Here is a 21,189-nt window from a genome sequence, read left to right as displayed (position 1 = left end):
CTTCCTCGATACCGCCATGCCGCGCCGACGCGCCGGCCCTGGCTTGCAGCGCCCGCGCCCGTCCCACTTTCTCATTCCCATCGTTTATGAAATCTTCCATGCGTGACCGGCTGGAGCAATTGTCCCGCCGCCTGGTCGAAGTGGATGCCATGCTGGCCGAGCCCGATACGGCCTCCGACATGGACCGCTTCCGCAAACTGTCGCGCGAGCGCGCCGAGGTCGAGCCCGTCGTCACCGCCTTCGCCTCCTATTGCGGCGCGGAAGACGACCTGGCGACCGCCCAGGAAATGCTGTCCGATCCGGACATGAAGAGCATGGCGGAAGACGAAATCAAGATCTCCAAGGCCAAGCTGGAAGAACTGGACGCTGCCTTGCAGCGCCTGCTGCTGCCGCGCGATCCCGATGACGGCCGCAGCGTTTTCCTGGAAATCCGCGCCGGCACGGGGGGCGACGAAAGCGCGCTGTTCTCCGGCGACCTGCTGCGCATGTATTCGCGCTATGCCGAACGCCAGGGCTGGCGGGTGGAGTTGATGTCCGAAAGCCCGTCCGAGCTGGGCGGGTACAAGGAAGTCATCGTCCGCATCGAAGGCGAAGGCGTGTACGGCCGGCTGAAGTTCGAATCCGGCGCGCACCGGGTGCAGCGCGTGCCCGCCACCGAGGCGCAAGGCCGCATCCACACGTCCGCCTGCACGGTGGCCGTCATGCCGGAAGCCGACGCGGTGAGCGAGATCGTCATCAACCCGGCCGACCTGCGCATCGACACCTTCCGGGCCAGCGGCGCCGGCGGGCAGCACATCAACAAAACCGATTCGGCGGTGCGGATCACGCACATCCCGACCGGGCTGGTGGTGGAATGCCAGGACGATCGTTCGCAGCACCGCAACAAGGACAAGGCCATGCAGGTGCTGGCTGCGCGGCTGAAGGACAAGCAGCAGCGCGAAAGGCAGAGCAAGGAAGCGGCCGAACGCAAGAGCCTGGTGGGCACCGGCGACCGTTCGGAACGCATCCGCACCTACAACTTCCCGCAGGGCCGCCTGACCGACCATCGCATCAACCTGACGCTGTACAAGCTGCAGCAGATCATGGAAGGCGACCTGGACGAACTGACGGGCGCCCTGATCGCCGAACACCAGGCCGAGCAATTGGCCGCCTTGGGCGAAGAGGTCTGAGTTGGCCTGCGCCAAGGACATCCTGTTCGCGTCGGGCCTGCCCCGGCTGGAAGCCCGCATGCTGCTGGAGCACGTGCTGGAGAAGCCGCGCGCCTGGATCCTGGCGCACGATACCGACCCCCTGCCGCCGCAGGCCGTGCGCGCCTTCACCGTGCTGGCGGCCCGTCGCGCCGCCGGGGAGCCCATGGCCTACCTGGTGGGCGAGCGCGAATTCATGGGCCGCATGTTCAAGGTCACGCCCGACGTGCTGATCCCGCGGCCCGAGACGGAACTGCTGGTCGAGGCGGCCCTGGAATGGCTGGCGGGCTTCGAGTCGCTATCCGTGCTGGACCTGGGCACCGGCAGCGGGGCGATCGCGATCTCCATCGCCCTGGCGCGGCCGGACGTCGCGGTGCTGGCCACCGATCGCAGCATGAAGGCCCTGAAGGTGGCGGCCGAAAACGCCATTCGCTTGGAGGCCCACCTGCATTTCGCCGAGGGCGACTGGTACGGCGCGCTGAGCGCCGCGCAGAAATTCGACGTGATCGTGTCCAATCCCCCTTACATCCGCGCGCAGGATCCCCATCTTGAGCAGGGCGACCTGCGGTTCGAGCCGCGCCAGGCGCTGACCGATGACGCCGACGGCCTGAAGGCGCTGCGCGCCATCATCGGCGGCGCCCCGGCCCACCTGAAGCCCGGCGGGATGCTGTGGGTGGAGCATGGCTGGGACCAGGCCGAGGCGGTACGCGGCCTGCTGGCCGCGGCGGGCCTGCGCGGGGTGGACAGCCGGCGCGACCTGGCCGGCATAGAGAGGATTTCTGGGGGGTATCTGTGAAATGCTGGCGGATACCTATAATGGAAGAATCACTTCCTTGATCGGAAGAATCACTTTTGTGAGTACACCATGAGCGACGTTCAAGAATTCATCCGCGAGACCGTGACGCAACATCCGGTCGTGCTTTTCATGAAGGGCACGGCGCAGTTTCCGCAATGCGGCTTCTCGGGCAAGGCCATCCAGCTGCTGAAGAGCTGTGGCGTCAAGAAGCTGGTCACCGTCAATGTGCTGGACGACGACGAAGTCCGCCAGGGCATCAAGGAGTTCTCCAACTGGCCGACCATCCCGCAGCTGTACGTGGGCGGTGAGTTCGTCGGCGGTTCGGACATCCTGGGCCAGATGCATGAAAGCGGCGAATTGAAGTCGCTGCTGGATGGCGTCGGAGCCACTGCATGACGATGGCCGTGCGCCGGCTGGTTGTCGGCGTGACGGGGGCGACCGGATCCTTGTACGCGATCCGGCTGCTGCAGGCGCTGCGCGACGTGCCGGATGTGGAAACGCATCTGGTCGTCTCGGCGGCCGGCATTCTGAATATCAAGCACGAGCTCGACATGACCCGGGCGCAGGTGCAGACGCTGGCGGATCAGGTATATAGCGTGCGCGACGTGGGCGCCGCCCTGGCCAGCGGCGCGTTTCCGACCGCCGGCATGGTGATCGTTCCGTGCTCCATACGCACGCTGGCGGCGGTGGCCCATGGCCTGTCCGACAACCTGATCACGCGGGCGGCCGACGTCACGTTGAAAGAGCGCCGACGGCTGGTGATGATGGTGCGCGAGGCCCCTTACAACCTGGCCCACCTGCGCAATATGACCGCGGTGACGGAGATGGGCGGGATCATCTTCCCGCCATTGCCGGCCTTCTATTTCCGGCCGGGGTCCATCCAGGAAATGGTGGACCAGAGCATCGTCCGGGTGCTGGGCCTGTTCGGCATCGACGTTCCCGGGCCGACCTGGGAAGGCGCCCGCTGAAGGCTGGCTGATCGACGCGTGCCGTCGTGGCGGCACGGCCGCGCGCCGCCGGTCCCGCTTCTGGCCCCAACTCTGGTCCCGCTACTATTCGAAGCGGACGAAGCTCAAACTCTGTTCGCGGCCGGCCCCGGCGCCAGTAGCGCCCGAGGGGTCGCCGCAAGCGGTTTCCGGGCTGCCCGGATCTTCGTGGTCGAAGGCCGTGTCGCCGTTGGCGTCGGCCAGTCCGGTCGGCCGCAACCCCACGAAATCGAACAGCTGGCGGTCCATCAGGTGCGACGGCACCACGTTGGCCAGCGCATTGAACACATTCCACGCCCGGCCCGGATGCTTGCGATCCCATTCCTGGATCATGCGGCCGACTTCCTTGCGCTTGAGGTTTTCCTGCGAACCGCACAGGTTGCAGGGGATGATGGGAAAGCCGCGCTGTTCGGCGTAGGCGGCCATGTCGGCTTCCGGTATGTAGGCCAGCGGACGGATTACCGTGTGCCTGCCGTCATCCGACACCAGCTTGGGCGGCATGGCCTTGATCTTGCCGCCGTAGAACAGGTTCAGGAAAAACGTGCCCAGTATGTCGTCGCGGTGATGCCCCAGCGCGATCTTGGTGGCGCCCAGCTCGCCCGCCACCCGATACAGGATGCCGCGCCGCAGGCGCGAGCACAGCGAGCACATCGTCTTGCCTTCCGGAATGACGCGCGTGACGACCGAATACGTGTCCTGCGTCTCGATATGGAAGGGCACGCCCAGGCCGCGCAGGTATTCGGGCAGGATGTGGTCCGGGAAGCCGGGTTGCTTCTGGTCCAGGTTGACCGCGATCAGTTCGAAAGGAAAGGGCGCGCGTTCGCGCAGCCGCATCAGGATGTCCAGCAGCCCGTAGGAATCCTTGCCGCCGGACATGCAGACCATCACGCGGTCGCCGGCTTCGATCATGTTGTAGTCCGAGATGGCGCGCGTGGTTTCGCGGGCCAGCCGCTTGGCCAGCTTGTTGGCATCCACGCGGGCCTTGTCCCGCGCGGCGCGCGTGCCTGGCGGGGTGCCGGTTTCCGGGTCTGCGGTCTGGAAGCGTAGGGCGGAGGTATCGGGAGCGTTCATGATGGAATGCGGTCGGCGAGAGCCTCAACGGCTCGTGTAGATCTCCACGCCGACGGCGGCGCAGTCGGAAAATGCCATGGGCTTGCTGATGCGGATGCGCACCGCCCGGATGTCCTTGAAGTCCGCCATCAGCCGCTCCGCCACGCGCTCGGTCAGCGTTTCGATCAGGTTGACGTGCGCGTGGGTGCATTCTTCGACGATGGCCTCGCGCAGGGCGCGGTAGTCCAGCACGCTATGGATATCGTGGTCGTCCACGTTGCGCGTGATGTCCACGTCGATTTCGGCGTCCACGTGCAGCGGCTGCGTGGCGCGGCGTTCGTGCTCCAGGATGCCGATGCGGGCATCCAGGGCGAGGCGCGAAAAAATGATACGGCGAGTAGGCATGGTCGGAAGGCACGCGTCCGCGGCAGGCGGGTCCGGCGTCGAGTTCAGGATGTGAGCCGCATTGTATGCCGCGTACCGTTCCACACTGCGCGGCCGAACCTGTCGCTACAATCGTTGCGAAACGGCGCGATCGGCGCGTGCTAACCGGAACGGAAATCGCTAGGGAATGCGGGATACATCGGATGCCATCATTGTAGGCGGCGGCCCGGCTGGCGCCTCCTGCGCGATCTGGCTGGCGCGGCTGGGCCTTGCGCCCGTGCTGGTGGAGGCCGGGGTGCGCCTGGGCGGCCTGGAAAACGACAATCCTTTCCGGGACGACTGGATCGCCGTGCTGCCCGGCGTGACCGGGCAGCAGGTCGCCGCCAATATCGCGCAAAGCGTGGCTGCCGCTCGCGTGCCGGCATTGACCCGGCATCGCGCGCGGCGGGTCGCCCGCGCCGGCCGCGGCTTCGACGTCATGCTCGAGACGGCGGACGGGACGCCCGCGCAGCTGCATGGCCGTTTCCTGGTCATCGCTACCGGGGTGCGGGCGCGCGGGCTGCCGGGCGCGGAGCCGGGCCAGCAATGGCCGGGCGTGCTGGTCGGTCCGGGCGTGGCGATCCACGAACAGGATTACCGCGGCCTGTCGGTGGCGATCCTGGGCGGCGGCGACAACGGCTTCGAGAACTACGCCTACGTGCGCGGGCGCGGCGCGCGGGAAGTGCATCTGTATTCGCGCACGGTGCGCGCGCGGTCGCAACTGGTCGCGGCGGCCGCGACGCCGGATCTGCACGTGGGGGACTACGTGGTGGAGCCGAACGCGCGCAGCGTCAATGGCCGCCGTTACGATTTGATCCTGGTGTTTTATGGCTGGGAGCCGCAGGCCGCTTTCGCCGACGGCCTGCAGCTGGAGCGCGACGCGCGCGGCTACATCACCACCGAACCGGCGACCGCGCGCACCAGCGCCGCCGGCGTCTATGCCATCGGCGAGGTCGCCAATCGCATGCATCCCTGCGTCGTGACGTCCATGGCGGACGGCGTGGTCGCCGCCAAGGCCATACAGGCGGAGCTGGAGCGCGCGGGCTGACCCTGCCGGAGATCCTTCGGGAACCCTATCGGGAACCCTATCGGGAACCCTATCGGCGTGCGCGCGCCGCCTGTTCGCGCAGGTAGCCGGCGACTTCCACGGCATCGCCCCGGAAGACGATGCGCGCCGCCTTTTCCTCCATGCGCCTGGCGTACATGGGGTCGTAGTATTCGCTCAGCAGCCCTTGTATCCACGCCCGATGCGCGTCGCACTCGCCGGTCGCCATCTGGCGCGTCAGGGCGTCGCGCATCAGCGCGATCAGCCGGGCATGCCGTTCGCCGCCCAGCCGGCGCGAGATGCCCGTCAGGCTGTCCTGCAGGCGTTGGCCGAACAGGGCGTCGCCGGCCTCGCCATGCCGGGCCACGAATTCAGCGCGCAGGTCCACGACATAATCCCGCAGGATGCGTTCGACGCGATCTTCCAGGCTGGCGTCCAGCCAGACCAGCGGGGCGGATCCTATCGCCTGCAGGAGCTCCGGCGGCAGGGCGTTGACGCCGATCAGCCGGCTTTCGTCTTCCAGCACCACGGTTTGCCAGCCGGCCGCCTGCTTGTGCAGCAGGTCGATCGCCACGCGATGTTCGAAATCGATCTGCGAAGGTTGCGGCGTGACGCGCTTGCCGAAGCCCGAACCGCGATGGTTGGCATGGCGTTCCAGGTCGATGGCGTTGTCGATTTCCCGCAGCACGTCGGTCTTGCCGGTGCCCGTCAGGCCGCCCAGCACCAGGTGGCCGGGCGTCGCGGCCGCCGCGCGTATGGCGTCCGCCAGATAGGTGCGCATCGCCTTGTAGCCGCCCAACACGCGCGGATAGGCGATGCCGGCTTCCGACCGCAGCCATTGCTGGGTGATCTGCGAACGCAGGCCGCCGCGGAAGCAATACAGATAGCCTTCAGGATGGGCCCGCGCGAAGTCGGCCCAGGCCTGGATGCGGCGCTGCTTGATATCGCCCGAGACCAGTTGCGTGCCCAGGGCGATGGCGGCCTGCTGGCCTTGTTCCTTGTAGCGCAGGCCCACCTGTTCGCGTTCGCCGTCGTCCATCAGCGGGATATTCACCGCTGTCGGAAAGGCGCCCCGGCCGAATTCGACCGGCGCCCGGACATCCATCAGCGGCACGCCGGACAGGAACAGGTCGCGGAAGGAACGGGCGTCCTCGCGGACGTCGGAATCGGACATCGAGTCGGGCATTAAATCGGAAATCAAACGGCGCTCAAGACGCAATCCAGGGCGGGTTGGGCGGCCAGCCGCACGCGGAATGCCCGCAGTTCGTCGCGCCGGAACACATGGACCGTGACGGCGTCGCCGGGCCGGTATTGGGCCAGCAGCACCTCCATGCCGGCGGGCGCGTCCACCCGCAGGCCGTCGATGGCCACGAGTACGTCGCCGGCGGACAGCCCGCCCTTGTGCGCCGCGCCGCCTTCCAGCACGCTGGCCAGCGCCACGCCGTCACCCTGTTTGCGCGTGCGCACGTCCAGGCTGGGCAAGTGGGAGGAAGGCTTCCATTGCAGGGTGATGCCGTGCTCGGCCAGGAGTTCGGCCAGCGGCGGATCGGCGCGGCCGTCCGCGTAGCGCGCCAGGTAGGCGCGCGCATCCACGCCGGTGGCTTCGCGTACCAGCGTCGGCAGGGCGTCTTCCGGGATGCCCGCGGGCGACCCGCGATAGAAGTCGCGGCCATAGCGCCGCCACATCAGCCGCATGACGTCGTCCAGCGTGTGGCGGCCGCCGCTCCTGCGCCGGATGGTCAGGTCCAGGCCCAGCGCCACCAGCGCGCCCTTGGTGTAATAGCTGACGATGGCGTTGGGCGAGTTCTCGTCCTGCTTGTAATACCGCGTCCAGGCGTCGAAGGAGCTTTCCGCCACGGACTGCTTGGCGCGGCCGGGCGCCCGCGCCACGGATGTGATGGTCTTGCCCAGCAGGCGCAGGTAGTCGGTACGCGTGATGGTGCCGGCGCGCAGCAGGAACAGGTCGTCGTAGTAAGAGGTGAAGCCTTCGAAGACCCACAATAGCCGGGTCAGGGCCGGGCGCGCCAGGTCATACGGCACGAAGGCGGCCGGCTTGATGCGCTTGACGTTCCAGGTATGGAAATACTCGTGGCTGACCAGGCCCAGGAATCCCCGGTAGCCTTCGCCCTGGCCCGTCTGGCCCTTGACCGGGAGGTCCTTGCGGGCGGCCATGAGCGCCGTGGAGGCCCGATGTTCCAGGCCGCCATAGCCGTCGCCCGTCACCATCGTCATGAACACGTAGCGGTCGCTGCTGTCCAGGAAGGGCGCGCGCCGCGACTGCGGCTCGAAGAAGGCGATCTGCGTTTCGCAGATGCGCTGGACGTCCCGCGTGATGCGCGCCAGGTCCAGGCGCGGGATGACGCCGGTGAACACCAGCTCATGCTCGGCCCCATGCGCGGTGAAGCGCGCGACCTGGGGCGTGCCCATTTCCACCGGGTGGTCGATCAGCGCGTCGTAGTCGGGCGCGCGGTACAGGCCGTAGCCATGGCGCCGGGCGGCGCCCTTGATCCCGCGCGCTTCCGGCAGGCTGGTATAGACCTTCCAGTGGTCGATGCCGGGCGGCGGCTGCAGGTCCACCAGGCAGGGCAGGTGGGATTGCCCGTCCACGCAAAGGAACACGCTGGTGCCGTTGAAAAAACCGTGGGTTTCGTCCAGGTGCGCGCCGCGCACGGAGAGGTCCCAGGCATAAACCGTGTATTCCACGGTCAACGGTCCCCCCACGGGCGCCGCTTTCCAGGTATGGTTGTCGGTCTTGGCCACCGGGACCGCGCGGCCGCCCGCGTGGGCCCGCAGCGTCTCGATCTGGCGGGAGAAATCGCGGATCAGGTAGCTGCCGGGAATCCAGGCCGGCAGGCTCAGAGACTGGCCGTTCGGGTCGGGCGACTCGATCGTAAGCACGATATGGAAGCGATGACCCGCCAGGTCACGGGGTTGCAGGCGGTAAATTACGGGGTGCGGGTCCATTGTTCCGATAGCGCGTCATCAAATGGGCGCATTCTAATGGTTAGACCCGTTCCAGGCCCGAGGCGCGGCGCTCGCCCTGCCGTCCGGCCCTGGTTGGCCTGAGCATTTTTGACCACAGGAGACATCCATGAGTGAATCGCTGGTTCTGATCGAGACGCGCGGCCGCGTCGGTTTATTGACGTTGAACCGGCCCAAGGCCCTGAACGCCTTGAACGATGCCTTGATGGATGAATTGGGCCAGGCGCTCCTGGCCTTCGAACAGGATGCCACGATAGGCGCCATCGTCATCACCGGCAGCGACAAGGCCTTTGCGGCGGGCGCGGATATCGGCGCGATGAAGGACTGGTCGTATGTGGACGTGTATGGCACCGACTACATCACGCGCAACTGGGAAACCCTGAAACGCATCCGCAAGCCGGTGATCGCCGCCGTGGCGGGTTATGCGCTGGGTGGCGGCTGCGAACTGGCCATGATGTGCGACATCCTGGTCGCCGCTGACACCGCCAAGTTCGGCCAGCCGGAAATCAAGCTGGGCGTCATTCCCGGCGCGGGCGGCACCCAGCGCCTGCCGCGGGCGGTAGGCAAGGCCAAGGCCATGGACATGGTGCTGACCGGCCGCATGATGGGCGCCGAAGAAGCCGAGCGCGCAGGCCTGGTGGCGCGCGTCGTCCCCGCGGACAAGCTGCTGGAAGAAACCATCGAGGTCGCCACCGTCATCGCTTCCATGCCGCTGCAGGCCGCCATGATGGCCAAGGAATGCGTGAACCGCGCCTTCGAAGCGCCGTTGAACGAGGGTATGCTGTTCGAACGCCGCTCCTTCCATTCCCTGTTCGGCACGCCGGACCAGAAAGAGGGTATGGCGGCCTTCGTGGAAAAGCGCAAGCCGAACTTCCACCACCGCTGAACGTACGGTTACGCCCTGATACGATCTTGCGTGGGATGTATCAGGGCACACGCCTATTCTTGGGGTTCCTACGAACGAAGGCGGGGCCTTTGGCCTGGTGCGGATGAGCAGGCGCGCCGGTTGCTGACGGGGCCCGTCCGGCAACAACAAAGGAGCCCTCCCATGCGCACTGCCCCCCATTCCGCCAAATGGCGGCTGGCCGCCCTGGCCTGCATCTTCGGCGTCAGCGGCATCGCGTCCGCGCAGTCGCCCCAGCCCACCCTGCGGATGGTGTCGCAGACCCCCGTCAGCGCGCCGGCGCCGCTCGCGCCGATGACCGCGCAGGAGCTGCATGACACCGCTGTCGATGCCTACGTCTACGCCTATCCGATGGTGTTGATGGAGCTGACCCGCCGCAACACCACCAACGTGGCTTCGCCGGCGGATGGCAAGGCGCCCATGAACCAGTTCGGGCACAAGACATCGTTTCCCGACGCCGGCACGCCCAACGCGCGCTGGCCCAACACCGATACGCTGTACTCCAGCATGTGGTACGACGTCAGCAACGGCCCGCTGATCGTCCGGGTGCCGGACGCGGGCCAGCGTTTCTACGTTCTGTCCCTGCTTGATATGTGGACGGACGTCTTCGCCTCGCGGGGTACCCGCACCAACGGCGGCGGCGCGCAGACCTTCGCCATCGTCGGACCGTACTGGAACGGCACCTTGCCGCCGGGCGTCGACGTGGTGCGCAGCCCCACGTCGATGGGCTGGGTGGTCGGCCATGTGCAGTCCATGGGCCAGCAGGATTATCCGGCCGTCAACCAATGGCAGGCCAATATCGCGGTGACGCCCTTCGTGGCCCCGCCCCCGGCGCCGGTGGCGGGCCGCCCGGCGGCACCCGGATCGTTGACGCCCATGTACCCCAACCGCGCGGGTCCGCAGCCGATCGTGCCGATGCCCATGCCGCCGGCCTACACGCCGACCACCCAGGTGCCGCCCAGCTCCGCGCCGCCGGTGGAGCAGGTCGCCGCCATGGACGCCGCCACGTTCTTCGGCGTGTTCGCCGATGCCGTGCGCAACAATCCCCCGCACGCCAATGACTACCCCATGCTGGACCGCCTGCGCCGCATCGGCCTGGGCACCAACGCGCCGATGGTGTTCTCGCAGCTGGATCCCGCCGTGCAGCAGGCCCTGACCCAGGCTGCCCCGGAAGCCGGCCGCCGCATCGCCGACTACGTCAGTCACCTGGGGACGGGTATCAACGGCTGGAACACCGTGTTCGGCGGCATCGGCACCTACGGCACCAACTACCTGCGCCGCGCGGCGGTGGCCTACGCGGGGCTGGGTGCGGGCCTGCCGGAGGACATCCTGTATCCGGTGACGCTGATCGACTCCGACGGCGACATGCTGACCGGCGACGACGACTACGTGCTGCACTTCGACAAGGGGCAGTTGCCGCCTGTGAATGCGTTCTGGTCGATCAACCTGTACGGTCCCAACCAGACCTTCGTGGAGAACCAGGCCCGCCGTTACGCGATCCGCAGCACCGACAAGCTGCACTACAACGCGGACGGCTCGCTGGATATCTACATCCAGCGGCGCGCGCCCAGCCGCGACCGCCAGGCCAACTGGCTGCCGACGCCGGAGAGCGGTCCCTTCATGTTGAACATGCGCCTGTACTGGCCGCGCGACATCGCGTTGGACCAGCAATGGGCGCCGCCGCCGGTGCGTGACTGACGGTGGAGCAGGCCGGAATGGGGGCGGGCAACCGCCCCCATTTTTTTGCCCGCCGCTCAGGGACTTGTCAGCCTGGTCTATTTGCGAGCCAAGCTGAATTCCAGCTATACTCCAATAGTTTGACGCTTGCGGGATAGCATCGTGACCGGGTCGTCCGAGGACGGGTTCGAAACTGAGCCGACCAGGCTGGTGCTCAGTGCGGAACAGCAGGCCGCGTTGCGTGCGAGAACAAGTCGAGGGCTGGGCAGGGCCGTGTTGGCGCAGTGCGTCATGGCGGTCTTGGCAACGGCCATCGCGTGGGGAGTAGCGGGGACGGCGGCGGGTATTTCGGCGCTGGTGGGGGCGGGGGCGTATCTAGTGCCAAACACTTTGTTTGCGCTACGGTTGCTGCTGGATACTCACCGGCCGGGCCAAACCAATCCGTTCACCTTCTTCCTGGGCGAAGCGTTCAAGCTTGTCGCAACGGTATTGCTGTTGTGGCTGGCGGTGCGCCTTGGGGGCGACAGGATAGTCTGGCCGGCCATGCTGGTCGGCCTGATCTGTACGCTGAAGGGGTACGTACTGCTCTTGATGTTCGGCAAGTTGTCGTAGCGACGCTACTAATCGTTCAAAATGGCTGGCGTGACGCGCCAGCGACAGCAAACAGGGTAGGGAATAATGGCTGCTGCCAGCGGCGTGTCGCCTCAGTCCGAATACATCCAGCACCATCTGGTGCACTTCAACAATATTGGCGAAAAGCAGACCGCGATCGCCAATTTCGGTGTCATCAACTACGACTCCCTGTTCTGGTCCATCCTGATGGGCCTGGTCGTGGTGTTCTTCCTGTGGCGCGCCGCCCGCCGCGCGACCACCGGGGTGCCTGGCCGTTTCCAGATGTTCGTGGAGTCGCTGGTCGACATGGTCGAAGAGCAGGCCAAGTCCATCGTCCCGAACGAGGTCTCGCGCCGCTTCGTCTCGCCGCTGGCGCTGACGGTGTTCCTGTGGATCGTGATGATGAACGCGCTCGACCTGATTCCGGTCGACCTGCTGGCCACGGTCCTGCGCTGGACCGGCTGGGGCGCCCATCACGGCGACCTGCTGTACTACCACCGCATCCTGCCCACCGCCGACCTGAACGTGCCCATGGGCATGTCGTTGGGCGTGCTGCTGCTGATGTTCTATTACGGGCTGAAGATCAAGCACCCGGGCGGCTTCTTCAAGGATCTGGTCAGCGCGCCGTTCCATGCGCATGGTTTTGCCGCCGTGCTGCTGTTCCCCTTCAACCTGCTGCTGAACATCATCGAATACGCCGCCAAGTCCGTATCGCTGGGCATGCGGTTGTTCGGCAACATGTTCGCCGGCGAACTGATTTTCATGCTGATCGCCCTGCTGGGCGGCGCATGGACGGGCCTGAACGGCACCAGCATCGGCTTGGGTATCGGCCAACTGCTGGCCGGCTCGATCTGGGCGATCTTCCACATCCTGATCGTGCTGCTGCAGGGCTTTATCTTCATGATGCTGACGCTGGTGTACATCGGCCAGGCTCACGAAGGACATTGACCGGTTTTTCGGCGTGGGTTCCGGCCCGCGCCGGGACGCAAGATCTTCTTGCATTGCGCTGTACCACTTCCAATCTCTAGACATTCAGATTTCTCAACAAGGAGTTGTCATGACCAACGTAGCTTTCGTTGCTCTCGCCTGCGGTCTCATCATCGGTCTGGGCGCTATCGGCGCTTGCATCGGTATCGCGCTGATGGGGGGCAAATACCTGGAAGCTTCGGCTCGTCAGCCTGAACTGATGAACGCCCTGCAAACCAAGATGTTCCTGCTGGCTGGCCTGATCGACGCGGCATTCCTGATCGGCGTCGGTATCGCGATGCTGTTCGCGTTCGCCAACCCGTTCGTCGGTTAATTCGGCTAAGTCGTCAGTTGATGGCGCATGCCCGCCGGTGTCCGGCGGGTCGAAGAAGCCGGGGTTGGGCCTGATCCGATGCTGCCGCATGCCGCACACAGGCCTTGCCTCCGGCAAGTATCGAGTGCTCGTCGGCGTTTCCATGGAAACGCCCGAGCCTTAAGGTGTTAAAGGGAAACGACCGTGAATCTGAACGCGACGATCTTTTTCCAGATGCTCGTGTTCTTCGTTCTGGGCTGGTTCACGATGAAATTCGTGTGGCCGCCCCTGACGAAGGCGATGGATGAGCGCCGCCAGAAAATCGCCGACGGCCTGGCCGCGGCTGAAAAGGGCAAGGCCGACCTCGCCCAGGCACAGGCGCGCATCAGTCTGATCGAGGCTTCTGCCAAGTCCGAAAACCACGCCCGCATGGTGGAAGCTGAAAAGCAGGCCGCCCTGCTGCTCGATCAGGCTCGCCGTGAAGCGGAAGCCGAGCGTGCCCGCATCCTGGCGCAAGCCAAGCAGGACGCCGAGCTGGAAGTGCAGCGTGCACGCGACAGCCTGCGCGACGAAGTCGCCGCGCTGGCCGTCAAGGGTGCCGAGCAGATCCTGCGGCGCGAGATCGACGCGCGCGCCCATGCCGAGCTGCTGACCCAGCTCAAGGCCCAGCTTTAATCCGGAAACGTCATGGCTGAACTATCGACTGTCGCCCGGCCTTATGCCGAAGCCTTGTTCGCCGCCGCCTGCGACGACAAGGCCGGGCTGGACCTCTGGGCCGGCCTGGTGAATCAAATGGCCCAGGTCGCCGCCAACGCGGACGTCCGTGAGGCCATGGCGGACCCGCGCCTCGGGGACGCCGAGCGCGCGCAGGCCTTCGCCGGTCTGCTGCAAGGTGACGTACCGCAAGCCGCCCGCAATTTCGTCGACCTGCTGGTCGAAAACGGCCGCCTGCTGTTGCTGCCGGAAATCGCCGAGCAATTCATGGCGCTGAAGAACCGCCACGAAGGCACGGCGCAGGCCAACATCACCAGCGCCTTCGAGATGACCCCCGAACAGGTCAAGGACCTGCTCAGCGCGCTGGAATTGAAGTTCGGCCTCAAGCTGAAGCCTCAAGTCACGGTCGACTCTTCCCTGATCGGGGGCGTCCGCGTGGCCGTCGGGGACCAGGTACTCGATACATCCGTGCAAGCCCAATTGGCCCGCATGCGCGACACGCTGGCGGCATAAGCCCATCGCCAGGCGACTAACAGGATTCCAGGAGTCTGAACATGCAACTCAATCCCTCCGAGATCAGCGAACTGCTCAAGAGCCGCATCGAGGGCCTGGGCGCTTCGACCGATATTCGCACCCAGGGCACGGTCGTTTCCGTGACTGACGGTATTACCCGCATCCACGGCCTGTCCGACGTGATGCAGGGCGAAATGCTCGAATTTCCCAACAACACTTTCGGCCTGGCCCTGAACCTCGAGCGCGACTCCGTCGGCGCCGTGATTCTGGGCGACTACACCGGCGTGTCGGAAGGCGACCAGGTCAAGACGACCGGCCGCATTCTGGAAGTGCCGGTCGGCCCCGAACTGAAGGGCCGCGTGGTCAACACGCTGGGTGAGCCCATCGACGGCCGTGGTCCGGTCAACACCAAGGAAACCGACGTGATCGAAAAGGTCGCGCCGGGCGTGATCGCGCGTCGTTCCGTGTCGCAACCGGTGCAGACCGGCATCAAGGCCATCGACTCCATGGTGCCCATCGGCCGTGGCCAGCGCGAGCTGATCATCGGCGACCGCCAGACCGGCAAGACCGCCGTCGCCGTCGACACCATCATCAGCCAGAAGGGCAAGGGCGTCACCTGCGTGTACGTCGCCATCGGCCAGAAGGCGTCGACGATCAACAACGTGGTGCGCAAGCTGGAAGAGCACGGCGCGATGGAATACACCATCGTCGTCGCCGCCTCGGCGTCGGATTCCGCGGCCATGCAGTACCTGGCCCCGTACGCCGGCTGCACGATGGGCGAATACTTCCGCGACCGCGGCGAAGACGCCCTGATCATTTATGACGATCTGACCAAGCAGGCCTGGGCCTATCGCCAGGTGTCGCTGCTGCTGCGCCGCCCGCCGGGCCGCGAAGCCTACCCCGGCGACGTGTTCTACCTGCACTCGCGCCTGCTGGAGCGTGCCGCGCGCGTCAACGAAGAGTACGTCGAGAAGTTCACCAACGGCGCCGTGAAAGGCAAGACCGGTTCGCTGACCGCGCTGCCCATCATCGAAACGCAGGCGGGCGACGTGTCGGCCTTCGTGCCGACCAACGTGATCTCGATTACCGACGGCCAGATCTTCCTGGAAACCGACCTGTTCAACGCCGGTGTGCGTCCCGCAATCAACGCGGGTATCTCGGTGTCGCGCGTCGGTGGCGCCGCGCAGACCAAGGTGGTCAAGAAGCTGTCCGGCGGTATCCGTACCGACCTGGCGCAGTACCGTGAACTGGCGGCCTTCGCGCAATTCGCCTCCGACCTGGACGACGCGACCCGTCGCCAGCTGGAGCGCGGCAAGCGCGTGGTGGAACTGCTCAAGCAGCCCCAGTACCAGCCGCTGCAGGTCTGGGAACTGGCGGTCAGCCTGTACGCCGTGAACAATGGCTACCTGGATGACGTCGAAGTGGCGCAGGTGCTGGGCTTCGAAAAGGCGCTGAAGGATCACCTGAAGGCCAAGATGCCCGAGCTGATCCAGCGCATCGAAGATACCAAGGAACTCTCCAAGGATGACGAAGCCGTCTTGGCCGCGGAAATCCAGGAGTTCAAGAAGCACGGTGCTTTTTAAGACATTTTGACTGTGACGAGGCCGGCGGGCGCCTAGCGCCGCGGCCGGCCGACCAGGCGAGGGCAGCGGATGCCGCCCACGCCGACCGTCTCACCAGGAAAGCGCAATGCCCGGAATCAAGGAAATCCGTACCAAGATCAAGAGCGTGCAGAACACGCGCAAGATCACCAAGGCGATGGAAATGGTCGCCGCGTCCAAGATGCGCAAGGCGCAGGAACGGATGCGCGCCGGCCGTCCCTACGCCACCAAGGTGCGCGCCATCGCGTCGCACCTGATGCAGGCCAATCCGGAATACAGCCACCCTTACCTGGTCGAGCGCGAACAGGTCAAGGCGGTGGGCGTCGTGCTGGTCACGACCGACAAGGGCCTGTGTGGCGGCCTGAACACCAACGTGTCGCGCGTCACGCTGGCCAAGCTGAAGGAATTCCAGGAACGCGGCGTCAAGGTGCAGTTCACGGCGCTGGGCAATAAAGGCCTGGGCCTGCTGACCCGTATCAGCGCCAACCTGGTGTCGCAGGAAGTCGGCCTGGGCGACCAGCCGCATCTGGACCGCCTGCTGGGCGCGATCAAGGTGCAGCTGGATGCCTATCTGGATGGTCACATCGACGAGCTGTATGTCGCGACCACCCGCTTCGTCAACACGATGAAGCAGGAACCCATCTTCATGCGCCTGCTGCCGCTGCCCGGCGGCGACCTGGAAGATCCCTTCCATGCCGGCGAGCGCACGGCGGCGCTGAAGTCCGAGTACAGCTGGGACTACATCTACGAGCCGGATGCCCACACGGTCATCGACGATCTGCTGCAACGTTATGTCGAAGGCGTGCTGTTCCAGGCGGTCGCGGAAAACATGGCTTCGGAACAATCCGCCCGCATGGTGGCCATGAAGGCCGCTTCGGACAACGCCAAGAAAGTGATCGGCGATCTGCAACTGGTCTACAACAAGACCCGCCAGGCCGCGATCACCAAGGAAATTTCGGAAATCGTGGGGGGCGCCGCCGCCGTTTGACGCCCGGTTCGACATCGTCACCGGCGTCCGCGGACGCGACATCCTGACAGGACATAGAGTTATCAAAGGAATCGACATGAGCAACGGAACCATCGTTCAGTGCATCGGCGCCGTGGTGGACATTCAGTTCCCCCGCGATCAAATGCCCAAGATCTACGAAGCGCTCTCGCTGACCGAAGAAGGCAACGCCTTCGCGGAAAAAGGGCTGACCTTCGAAGTCCAGCAACAGCTGGGTGACGGCGTGGTCCGCACGATCGCGCTGGGTTCCAGCGACGGCCTGCGTCGGGGCATGGTCGTGGCCGCCACCGGCGCGCCCATTTCCGTGCCGGTCGGCACGGGCACGCTGGGCCGCATCATGGACGTGCTGGGTCGTCCGATCGACGAAGCCGGCCCCGTCCAGCACGAAGAAAAGCGCGCCATTCACCAGAACGCGCCGCGCTTCGACGAGCTGTCGCCTTCGGTGGAACTGCTCGAAACCGGCATCAAGGTTATCGATCTGGTCTGCCCGTTCGCCAAGGGCGGCAAGGTCGGCCTGTTCGGCGGCGCCGGCGTGGGCAAGACCGTCAACATGATGGAACTCATCAACAACATCGCCAAGCAGCACAGCGGTCTGTCGGTATTCGCCGGCGTGGGCGAACGTACCCGCGAAGGCAACGACTTCTACCATGAAATGGAAGAGTCCAACGTGCTGGACAAGGTCGCCATGGTGTTCGGCCAGATGAACGAGCCCCCGGGCAACCGCCTGCGCGTCGCGCTGACCGGCCTGACCATGGCCGAGAAGTTCCGTGACGAAGGCCGCGACATCCTGTTCTTCGTCGACAACATCTACCGCTACACGCTGGCCGGTACCGAAGTGTCGGCGCTGCTGGGCCGTATGCCTTCCGCCGTGGGCTACCAGCCCACGCTGGCTGAAGAAATGGGCAAGCTGCAGGAACGCATCACGTCCACCAAGACCGGTTCCATCACGTCCATCCAGGCCGTGTACGTGCCGGCGGATGACTTGACCGATCCGTCGCCCGCCACGACCTTCCAGCACTTGGATTCCACCGTCGTGCTGTCGCGTGACATCGCCGCGCTGGGTATCTACCCCGCCGTGGATCCCCTGGATTCCACCAGCCGCCAGCTCGATCCCCAGGTGGTGGGCGAAGAGCACTACGCGGTCGCGCGTGGCGTGCAGCAGACGCTGCAGCGCTACAAGGAACTGCGGGACATCATCGCGATTCTGGGCATGGATGAACTGTCGCCGGAAGATAAGCTCGCTGTGTCGCGCGCCCGGAAGATCCAGCGCTTCCTGTCGCAGCCGTTCCACGTGGCCGAAGTGTTCACCGGCTCGCCGGGCAAGTATGTGCCGCTGGCCGAAACCATCCGCGGTTTCAAGATGATCGTGGACGGCGAATGCGATGCGCTGCCGGAACAGTCGTTCTACATGGTCGGCACCATCGACGAGGCCTTCGAGAAGGCCAAGAAACTGCAATAAGGATCCGGTATGGCTACCCTGCATGTCGATGTGGTCAGCGCGCAATCGGCGATCTTCACCGGCGAGGCGAAGTTCGTGGTTCTGCCTGGCGAATCGGGCGAATTGGGCATCCTGCCCGGCCACACCCCGCTGATCTCGCGTATCCGCCCGGGTACGCTGAAGATCGTCCGCGAGGACAACAGCGAAGAAAACGTCTTTGTCGCCGGCGGCATTCTGGAAGTGCAGCCGGGCAGCGTCACGGTGCTGGCCGACACGGCCATCCGTGCCGCCGACCTGGACGAAGCCAAGGCTGAAGCCGCCCGTCAAAAGGCGCAAGAAGCCCTGCGCAACGCCAAGGACAAGGCCGATATCGCCGTCGTGGAAGCCGAGCTCGCCATGCTGGCGGCCCAGGCCGTCGCGGCGCGTCGTTTGAAGACGCCCCACCGCGGGCATTGATCCGCGCCGGCGCGTCGGGCAGTTCCCGGCCCCGGGGCGATAGTGTTGCTCAAAAAAAGCCAGGCTTTGCCTGGCTTTTTTGCGTCCAGGTCCGTCACGCGTCGCGCATTCCCAAATGGGTACAATAGTGAGATAGATTCTTATTATTAACGACGCATACACGGCGCGCGGGAGCCGTACTGGAGTTCGACAGATGGGGAAGCTGTCCATCAAGACCTGGTTCGAGATACACAAATGGAGCAGCCTGGTCTGCACCGTTTTCCTGCTGCTGCTGTGCCTGACCGGCCTGCCGCTGATCTTCGCGCATGAAATCGATCATTGGCTGGATGATGCCAAGCCCTATGCCCAGGTCGAACCCGGTACGCCGCGCGCCAGCCTGGATGGCATGATCGCCCACGGCAAACGCCTGTTTCCGAACGAGGGCATCGAGTATCTGTGGATCGACGACGACGATCCGCAGGTGGTCATCGGCATGAATCCGCAGCCCGGCAACCAGGATCTGGCGCACCGGCTGCGCTTCGATGCCCATACGGGCGAGATGCTCAAGCACTTCCCTCCCGCGGAGCAGGAAGGCCATGGCTTCATGGAGATCATGCTGCATCTGCACGTGGACCTGTTCGCGGGCCTGGCGGGCGAGCTCTTCCTCGGTTTCATGGGCTTGCTGTTCTGCGTGGCGGTCGTGTCAGGCGTGGTCCTGTACGGACCCTATATGAAGAAAATCCCGTTCGGCAGCGTGCGTGGTGAACGCTCGACGCGCATCAAGTGGCTGGACCTGCACAACCTGCTGGGCGTCGTGACCCTGGCGTGGGCGTTCGTCGTCGGCTTCACCGGCGTGATCAACGAGCTGTCGACGCCGATGTTCAAGTATTGGCAAGGCACGGCGATGCAGGCGCTGCTGGCGCCCTACAAGGGCAAGGCGACGCCGCAACTGGCCGAACTGAGTTCGGTCGACGCCGCCTACGAGACGGCCCGCAAGGCGCAGCCCGGCATGACCGTCAATACCGTCACGTTTCCCGGCAATCCGTATGGCAGTCCTTACCACTACGTGGTGTGGCTGAATGGCGATACGGCGCTGACGTCGCGGCTGTTCAGTCCCGTACTGCTGGATGCCCGCACCGGCGCCCTGGGCACCCAGGTCGAAATGCCTTGGTATCTGCGCGCGCTGGAAGTGTCGCGGCCGCTGCACTTCGGCGATTACGCCGGCATTCCCTTGAAAGTCATCTGGGCCGTGCTGGACCTGATCACCATCATCGTGCTGGGCAGCGGCCTGTATCTGTGGATCGCGCGACGCAAGTCGGCCGCCGCGCGCATCGCGGAACTGGAGGCGCGGCACAAGGCCTGGGCGCAGGGCGCCAAGGCGTAAGGGCAGGCAGTTGATGTGCGCAACGGATCCGCGCTACTGATCCGCGCAACGCATATCCGCTCGGCGCGCGGGTAAGCCCCTACGTATAAGCCGCAGTGTGGACTTTGCGAATTGCCGGGGCGCCACGCGCTATTTAGCCTTGCTGCTTCGATGGATACGAAGGAGTGGCAATGCGCGAGACGCTAGATTGCGGCGTGCTCATGGTGCCGGCGCACGCCGGCTGGATGGATGCCTGGATGCAGCGGCATGCGGGCCAGGCGACACGCGTGCGCTTGCATGCCGTCACGCTGGACGACGGTACGCTGGTGGTCGGTGCCGACGGTATAGCCACGGCTTGCCACGGCGCGCAGGCGGCGGGGCACGTTCTGGCGCGGCTGGCCCTGTCCCTGCGCCGCTTCGATGCCTGCCTGTTGCCGATCACGCCCGATACGCTGGGATGGACGCGCATGGCGCTGTCCTGCGCCGGCGGCGGGCTGCTCACGCCGCTGATCGGCCTGGCGCGCGGGCTGAAGGCGGCCGCCGTGCAGGACCTGCTGATGCTGGGCATGAAGGACTTCGTGCGCGATCCGCTTTGCCCTGAAGAGCTGCGCGTGCGGGTGGACCGGGTGGCCGGGGATCGCGCCATCCCGAACGCCGCCCCGTACGTAGCGCCCAACGCAGCCCCCAACGCAGCCCCATACTCGGCTCCGTACGCGGTCCAGGGCGCCACCCCGACCGCCGACGCGTGGCCGCCCACGCCCACCGCCCCCAGGGCGGTGCGGGAGCCCATGGCGCCGTACTACGAAACCGGTCCCGTCCCGCCCGCGATCGCGCGGGCCGCGCGCGCCGCGACCATGGCCATGGGCCTGGGGGACGCACGGCCGCGCCTGCCCCGGGAAGCGCTGGACAGCGGTTTGCTGGCCATCCAGGCGGCGCCCCGCGTGCATCCCGACGAGCCCTTCCGTATCGCCAAGTCGCGGGTGGTGGACAGCTTCGAGCGCGATTACGTGCGCACGGCCTTGTCGCGCCATGCCGGCAATGTCGCGCGCGCCGCGCGCGCCTCGGCCAAGCACCGGCGCGCCTTCTGGGCACTCATGCGCAAACACCATATCGATGCCGCGCCGTACCGCTCCCGCCAGGCCGGAAATGAGCAGTCGGACTGAGGGAAGCCCGCCGGG

The 21,189-nt window shown here is 65.7% G+C and carries 22 protein-coding genes; 18 read left to right on the top strand and 4 right to left on the bottom strand.

What is annotated here, in order from left to right; all coding sequences use genetic code 11:
• Positions 1–86 precede the first annotated feature (86 nt).
• The 4 genes from prfA (at position 87) to CAL26_RS24865 (ending at position 2,951) form a co-directional block, all read left to right on the top strand.
• On the top strand, positions 87–1,169 hold the full coding sequence (gene prfA / locus CAL26_RS24880) for a peptide chain release factor 1 (protein WP_094849327.1): 1,083 nt from the start codon (positions 87–89) through the stop codon (positions 1,167–1,169).
• A 1-nt stretch (position 1,170) separates the two neighbouring features.
• Positions 1,171–1,983, top strand: coding sequence for a peptide chain release factor N(5)-glutamine methyltransferase (gene prmC, locus CAL26_RS24875; RefSeq protein WP_094849326.1), 813 nt, complete (start codon positions 1,171–1,173; stop codon positions 1,981–1,983).
• Positions 1,984–2,052: 69 nt separating this feature from the next.
• Complete coding sequence (grxD, locus tag CAL26_RS24870) at positions 2,053–2,379, top strand: Grx4 family monothiol glutaredoxin (protein ID WP_086067228.1); 327 nt, start codon at positions 2,053–2,055, stop codon at positions 2,377–2,379.
• Between the two features lie 8 nt (positions 2,380–2,387).
• Positions 2,388–2,951, top strand: a complete 564-nt coding sequence (locus tag CAL26_RS24865) for a UbiX family flavin prenyltransferase (protein ID WP_094850068.1) — start codon at positions 2,388–2,390, stop codon at positions 2,949–2,951.
• Between the two features lie 84 nt (positions 2,952–3,035).
• Here the strand turns inward: CAL26_RS24865 and ttcA are convergent, their stop codons facing one another.
• Together ttcA and folB are read right to left on the bottom strand one after the other, a co-directional pair.
• Positions 3,036–4,040 carry a tRNA 2-thiocytidine(32) synthetase TtcA gene (ttcA, locus tag CAL26_RS24860; RefSeq protein WP_094849325.1) on the bottom strand — a complete coding sequence of 335 codons (1,005 nt, stop codon included), beginning with the start codon at positions 4,038–4,040 and terminating at the stop codon, positions 3,036–3,038.
• Between the two features lie 24 nt (positions 4,041–4,064).
• Positions 4,065–4,424 (bottom strand): dihydroneopterin aldolase, encoded by a 360-nt coding sequence (gene folB, locus CAL26_RS24855; RefSeq protein WP_094850067.1) that lies wholly within the window; start codon positions 4,422–4,424, stop codon positions 4,065–4,067.
• 166 nt (positions 4,425–4,590) lie between these two features.
• On the opposite strand from folB, the gene CAL26_RS24850 reads away from it, so the two are divergent.
• Positions 4,591–5,490, top strand: coding sequence for an NAD(P)/FAD-dependent oxidoreductase (locus CAL26_RS24850; protein ID WP_094849324.1), 900 nt, complete (start codon positions 4,591–4,593; stop codon positions 5,488–5,490).
• 49 nt (positions 5,491–5,539) lie between these two features.
• Here CAL26_RS24850 and mnmH read toward each other — a convergent pair whose 3' ends face one another.
• Both mnmH and CAL26_RS24840 read right to left on the bottom strand, forming a co-directional pair.
• On the bottom strand, positions 5,540–6,661 hold the full coding sequence (mnmH, locus tag CAL26_RS24845) for a tRNA 2-selenouridine(34) synthase MnmH (protein ID WP_094850066.1): 1,122 nt from the start codon (positions 6,659–6,661) through the stop codon (positions 5,540–5,542).
• A gap of 23 nt (positions 6,662–6,684) precedes the next feature.
• Positions 6,685–8,451, bottom strand: coding sequence for a M61 family metallopeptidase (locus tag CAL26_RS24840; protein ID WP_094849323.1), 1,767 nt, complete (start codon positions 8,449–8,451; stop codon positions 6,685–6,687).
• A gap of 127 nt (positions 8,452–8,578) precedes the next feature.
• Between CAL26_RS24840 and CAL26_RS24835 the strand changes: the two genes are divergently transcribed.
• From CAL26_RS24835 to CAL26_RS28755, 13 genes are all read left to right on the top strand, one after another.
• Positions 8,579–9,355 (top strand): enoyl-CoA hydratase, encoded by a 777-nt coding sequence (locus CAL26_RS24835; protein ID WP_094849322.1) that lies wholly within the window; start codon positions 8,579–8,581, stop codon positions 9,353–9,355.
• Positions 9,356–9,517: 162 nt separating this feature from the next.
• Positions 9,518–11,071, top strand: coding sequence for a DUF1254 domain-containing protein (locus CAL26_RS24830; RefSeq protein ID WP_094849321.1), 1,554 nt, complete (start codon positions 9,518–9,520; stop codon positions 11,069–11,071).
• Positions 11,072–11,212: 141 nt separating this feature from the next.
• Positions 11,213–11,662 (top strand): ATP synthase subunit I, encoded by a 450-nt coding sequence (locus tag CAL26_RS24825; protein WP_306437105.1) that lies wholly within the window; start codon positions 11,213–11,215, stop codon positions 11,660–11,662.
• 66 nt (positions 11,663–11,728) lie between these two features.
• On the top strand, positions 11,729–12,610 hold the full coding sequence (atpB, locus tag CAL26_RS24820; RefSeq protein WP_094849320.1) for a F0F1 ATP synthase subunit A: 882 nt from the start codon (positions 11,729–11,731) through the stop codon (positions 12,608–12,610).
• A 109-nt stretch (positions 12,611–12,719) separates the two neighbouring features.
• Positions 12,720–12,962 (top strand): F0F1 ATP synthase subunit C, encoded by a 243-nt coding sequence (gene atpE / locus CAL26_RS24815; protein ID WP_003815363.1) that lies wholly within the window; start codon positions 12,720–12,722, stop codon positions 12,960–12,962.
• Between the two features lie 183 nt (positions 12,963–13,145).
• A complete protein-coding gene (locus CAL26_RS24810; RefSeq protein WP_094849319.1) occupies positions 13,146–13,616 on the top strand; it encodes a F0F1 ATP synthase subunit B in 471 nt (156 codons plus the stop codon).
• A 12-nt stretch (positions 13,617–13,628) separates the two neighbouring features.
• The gene (locus CAL26_RS24805) at positions 13,629–14,168 is read left to right on the top strand and encodes a F0F1 ATP synthase subunit delta (protein WP_094849318.1); all 540 of its coding nucleotides are present in this window, start codon (positions 13,629–13,631) and stop codon (positions 14,166–14,168) included.
• Positions 14,169–14,209: 41 nt separating this feature from the next.
• Positions 14,210–15,751, top strand: coding sequence for a F0F1 ATP synthase subunit alpha (atpA, locus tag CAL26_RS24800; protein WP_094849317.1), 1,542 nt, complete (start codon positions 14,210–14,212; stop codon positions 15,749–15,751).
• Positions 15,752–15,857: 106 nt separating this feature from the next.
• Complete coding sequence (gene atpG / locus CAL26_RS24795) at positions 15,858–16,757, top strand: F0F1 ATP synthase subunit gamma (RefSeq protein WP_094849316.1); 900 nt, start codon at positions 15,858–15,860, stop codon at positions 16,755–16,757.
• A gap of 76 nt (positions 16,758–16,833) precedes the next feature.
• On the top strand, positions 16,834–18,234 hold the full coding sequence (atpD, locus tag CAL26_RS24790; RefSeq protein ID WP_086067216.1) for a F0F1 ATP synthase subunit beta: 1,401 nt from the start codon (positions 16,834–16,836) through the stop codon (positions 18,232–18,234).
• Positions 18,235–18,243: 9 nt separating this feature from the next.
• A complete protein-coding gene (locus CAL26_RS24785; protein ID WP_094849315.1) occupies positions 18,244–18,669 on the top strand; it encodes a F0F1 ATP synthase subunit epsilon in 426 nt (141 codons plus the stop codon).
• A gap of 193 nt (positions 18,670–18,862) precedes the next feature.
• Positions 18,863–20,032, top strand: a complete 1,170-nt coding sequence (locus CAL26_RS24780; protein WP_094849314.1) for a PepSY-associated TM helix domain-containing protein — start codon at positions 18,863–18,865, stop codon at positions 20,030–20,032.
• A gap of 170 nt (positions 20,033–20,202) precedes the next feature.
• Positions 20,203–21,174, top strand: a complete 972-nt coding sequence (locus CAL26_RS28755) for a hypothetical protein (protein ID WP_256988582.1) — start codon at positions 20,203–20,205, stop codon at positions 21,172–21,174.
• Positions 21,175–21,189 lie beyond the last annotated feature (15 nt).

The organism is Bordetella genomosp. 9 (genome assembly GCF_002261425.1).
Classification (GTDB): Bacteria; Pseudomonadota; Gammaproteobacteria; order Burkholderiales; family Burkholderiaceae_B; genus Bordetella_C.
The sequence above is the reverse complement of the archived record's forward strand: the minus strand, read 5'-3'. Positions and strand labels throughout refer to the sequence as shown.

Coding starts and splice junctions, on each gene's coding strand:
- prfA (WP_094849327.1), top strand. CDS start 87: ATGAAATCTTCCATGCGTGACCGGCTGGAGCAATTGTCCCGCCGCCTG.
- grxD (WP_086067228.1), top strand. CDS start 2,053: ATGAGCGACGTTCAAGAATTCATCCGCGAGACCGTGACGCAACATCCG.
- ttcA (WP_094849325.1), bottom strand. CDS start 4,040: ATGAACGCTCCCGATACCTCCGCCCTACGCTTCCAGACCGCAGACCCG.
- folB (WP_094850067.1), bottom strand. CDS start 4,424: ATGCCTACTCGCCGTATCATTTTTTCGCGCCTCGCCCTGGATGCCCGC.
- CAL26_RS24850 (WP_094849324.1), top strand. CDS start 4,591: ATGCGGGATACATCGGATGCCATCATTGTAGGCGGCGGCCCGGCTGGC.
- mnmH (WP_094850066.1), bottom strand. CDS start 6,661: ATGTCCGATTCCGACGTCCGCGAGGACGCCCGTTCCTTCCGCGACCTG.
- CAL26_RS24840 (WP_094849323.1), bottom strand. CDS start 8,451: ATGGACCCGCACCCCGTAATTTACCGCCTGCAACCCCGTGACCTGGCG.
- CAL26_RS24835 (WP_094849322.1), top strand. CDS start 8,579: ATGAGTGAATCGCTGGTTCTGATCGAGACGCGCGGCCGCGTCGGTTTA.
- CAL26_RS24830 (WP_094849321.1), top strand. CDS start 9,518: ATGCGCACTGCCCCCCATTCCGCCAAATGGCGGCTGGCCGCCCTGGCC.
- atpB (WP_094849320.1), top strand. CDS start 11,729: ATGGCTGCTGCCAGCGGCGTGTCGCCTCAGTCCGAATACATCCAGCAC.
- atpE (WP_003815363.1), top strand. CDS start 12,720: ATGACCAACGTAGCTTTCGTTGCTCTCGCCTGCGGTCTCATCATCGGT.
- CAL26_RS24805 (WP_094849318.1), top strand. CDS start 13,629: ATGGCTGAACTATCGACTGTCGCCCGGCCTTATGCCGAAGCCTTGTTC.
- atpA (WP_094849317.1), top strand. CDS start 14,210: ATGCAACTCAATCCCTCCGAGATCAGCGAACTGCTCAAGAGCCGCATC.
- atpG (WP_094849316.1), top strand. CDS start 15,858: ATGCCCGGAATCAAGGAAATCCGTACCAAGATCAAGAGCGTGCAGAAC.
- atpD (WP_086067216.1), top strand. CDS start 16,834: ATGAGCAACGGAACCATCGTTCAGTGCATCGGCGCCGTGGTGGACATT.
- CAL26_RS24785 (WP_094849315.1), top strand. CDS start 18,244: ATGGCTACCCTGCATGTCGATGTGGTCAGCGCGCAATCGGCGATCTTC.
- CAL26_RS24780 (WP_094849314.1), top strand. CDS start 18,863: ATGGGGAAGCTGTCCATCAAGACCTGGTTCGAGATACACAAATGGAGC.
- CAL26_RS28755 (WP_256988582.1), top strand. CDS start 20,203: ATGCGCGAGACGCTAGATTGCGGCGTGCTCATGGTGCCGGCGCACGCC.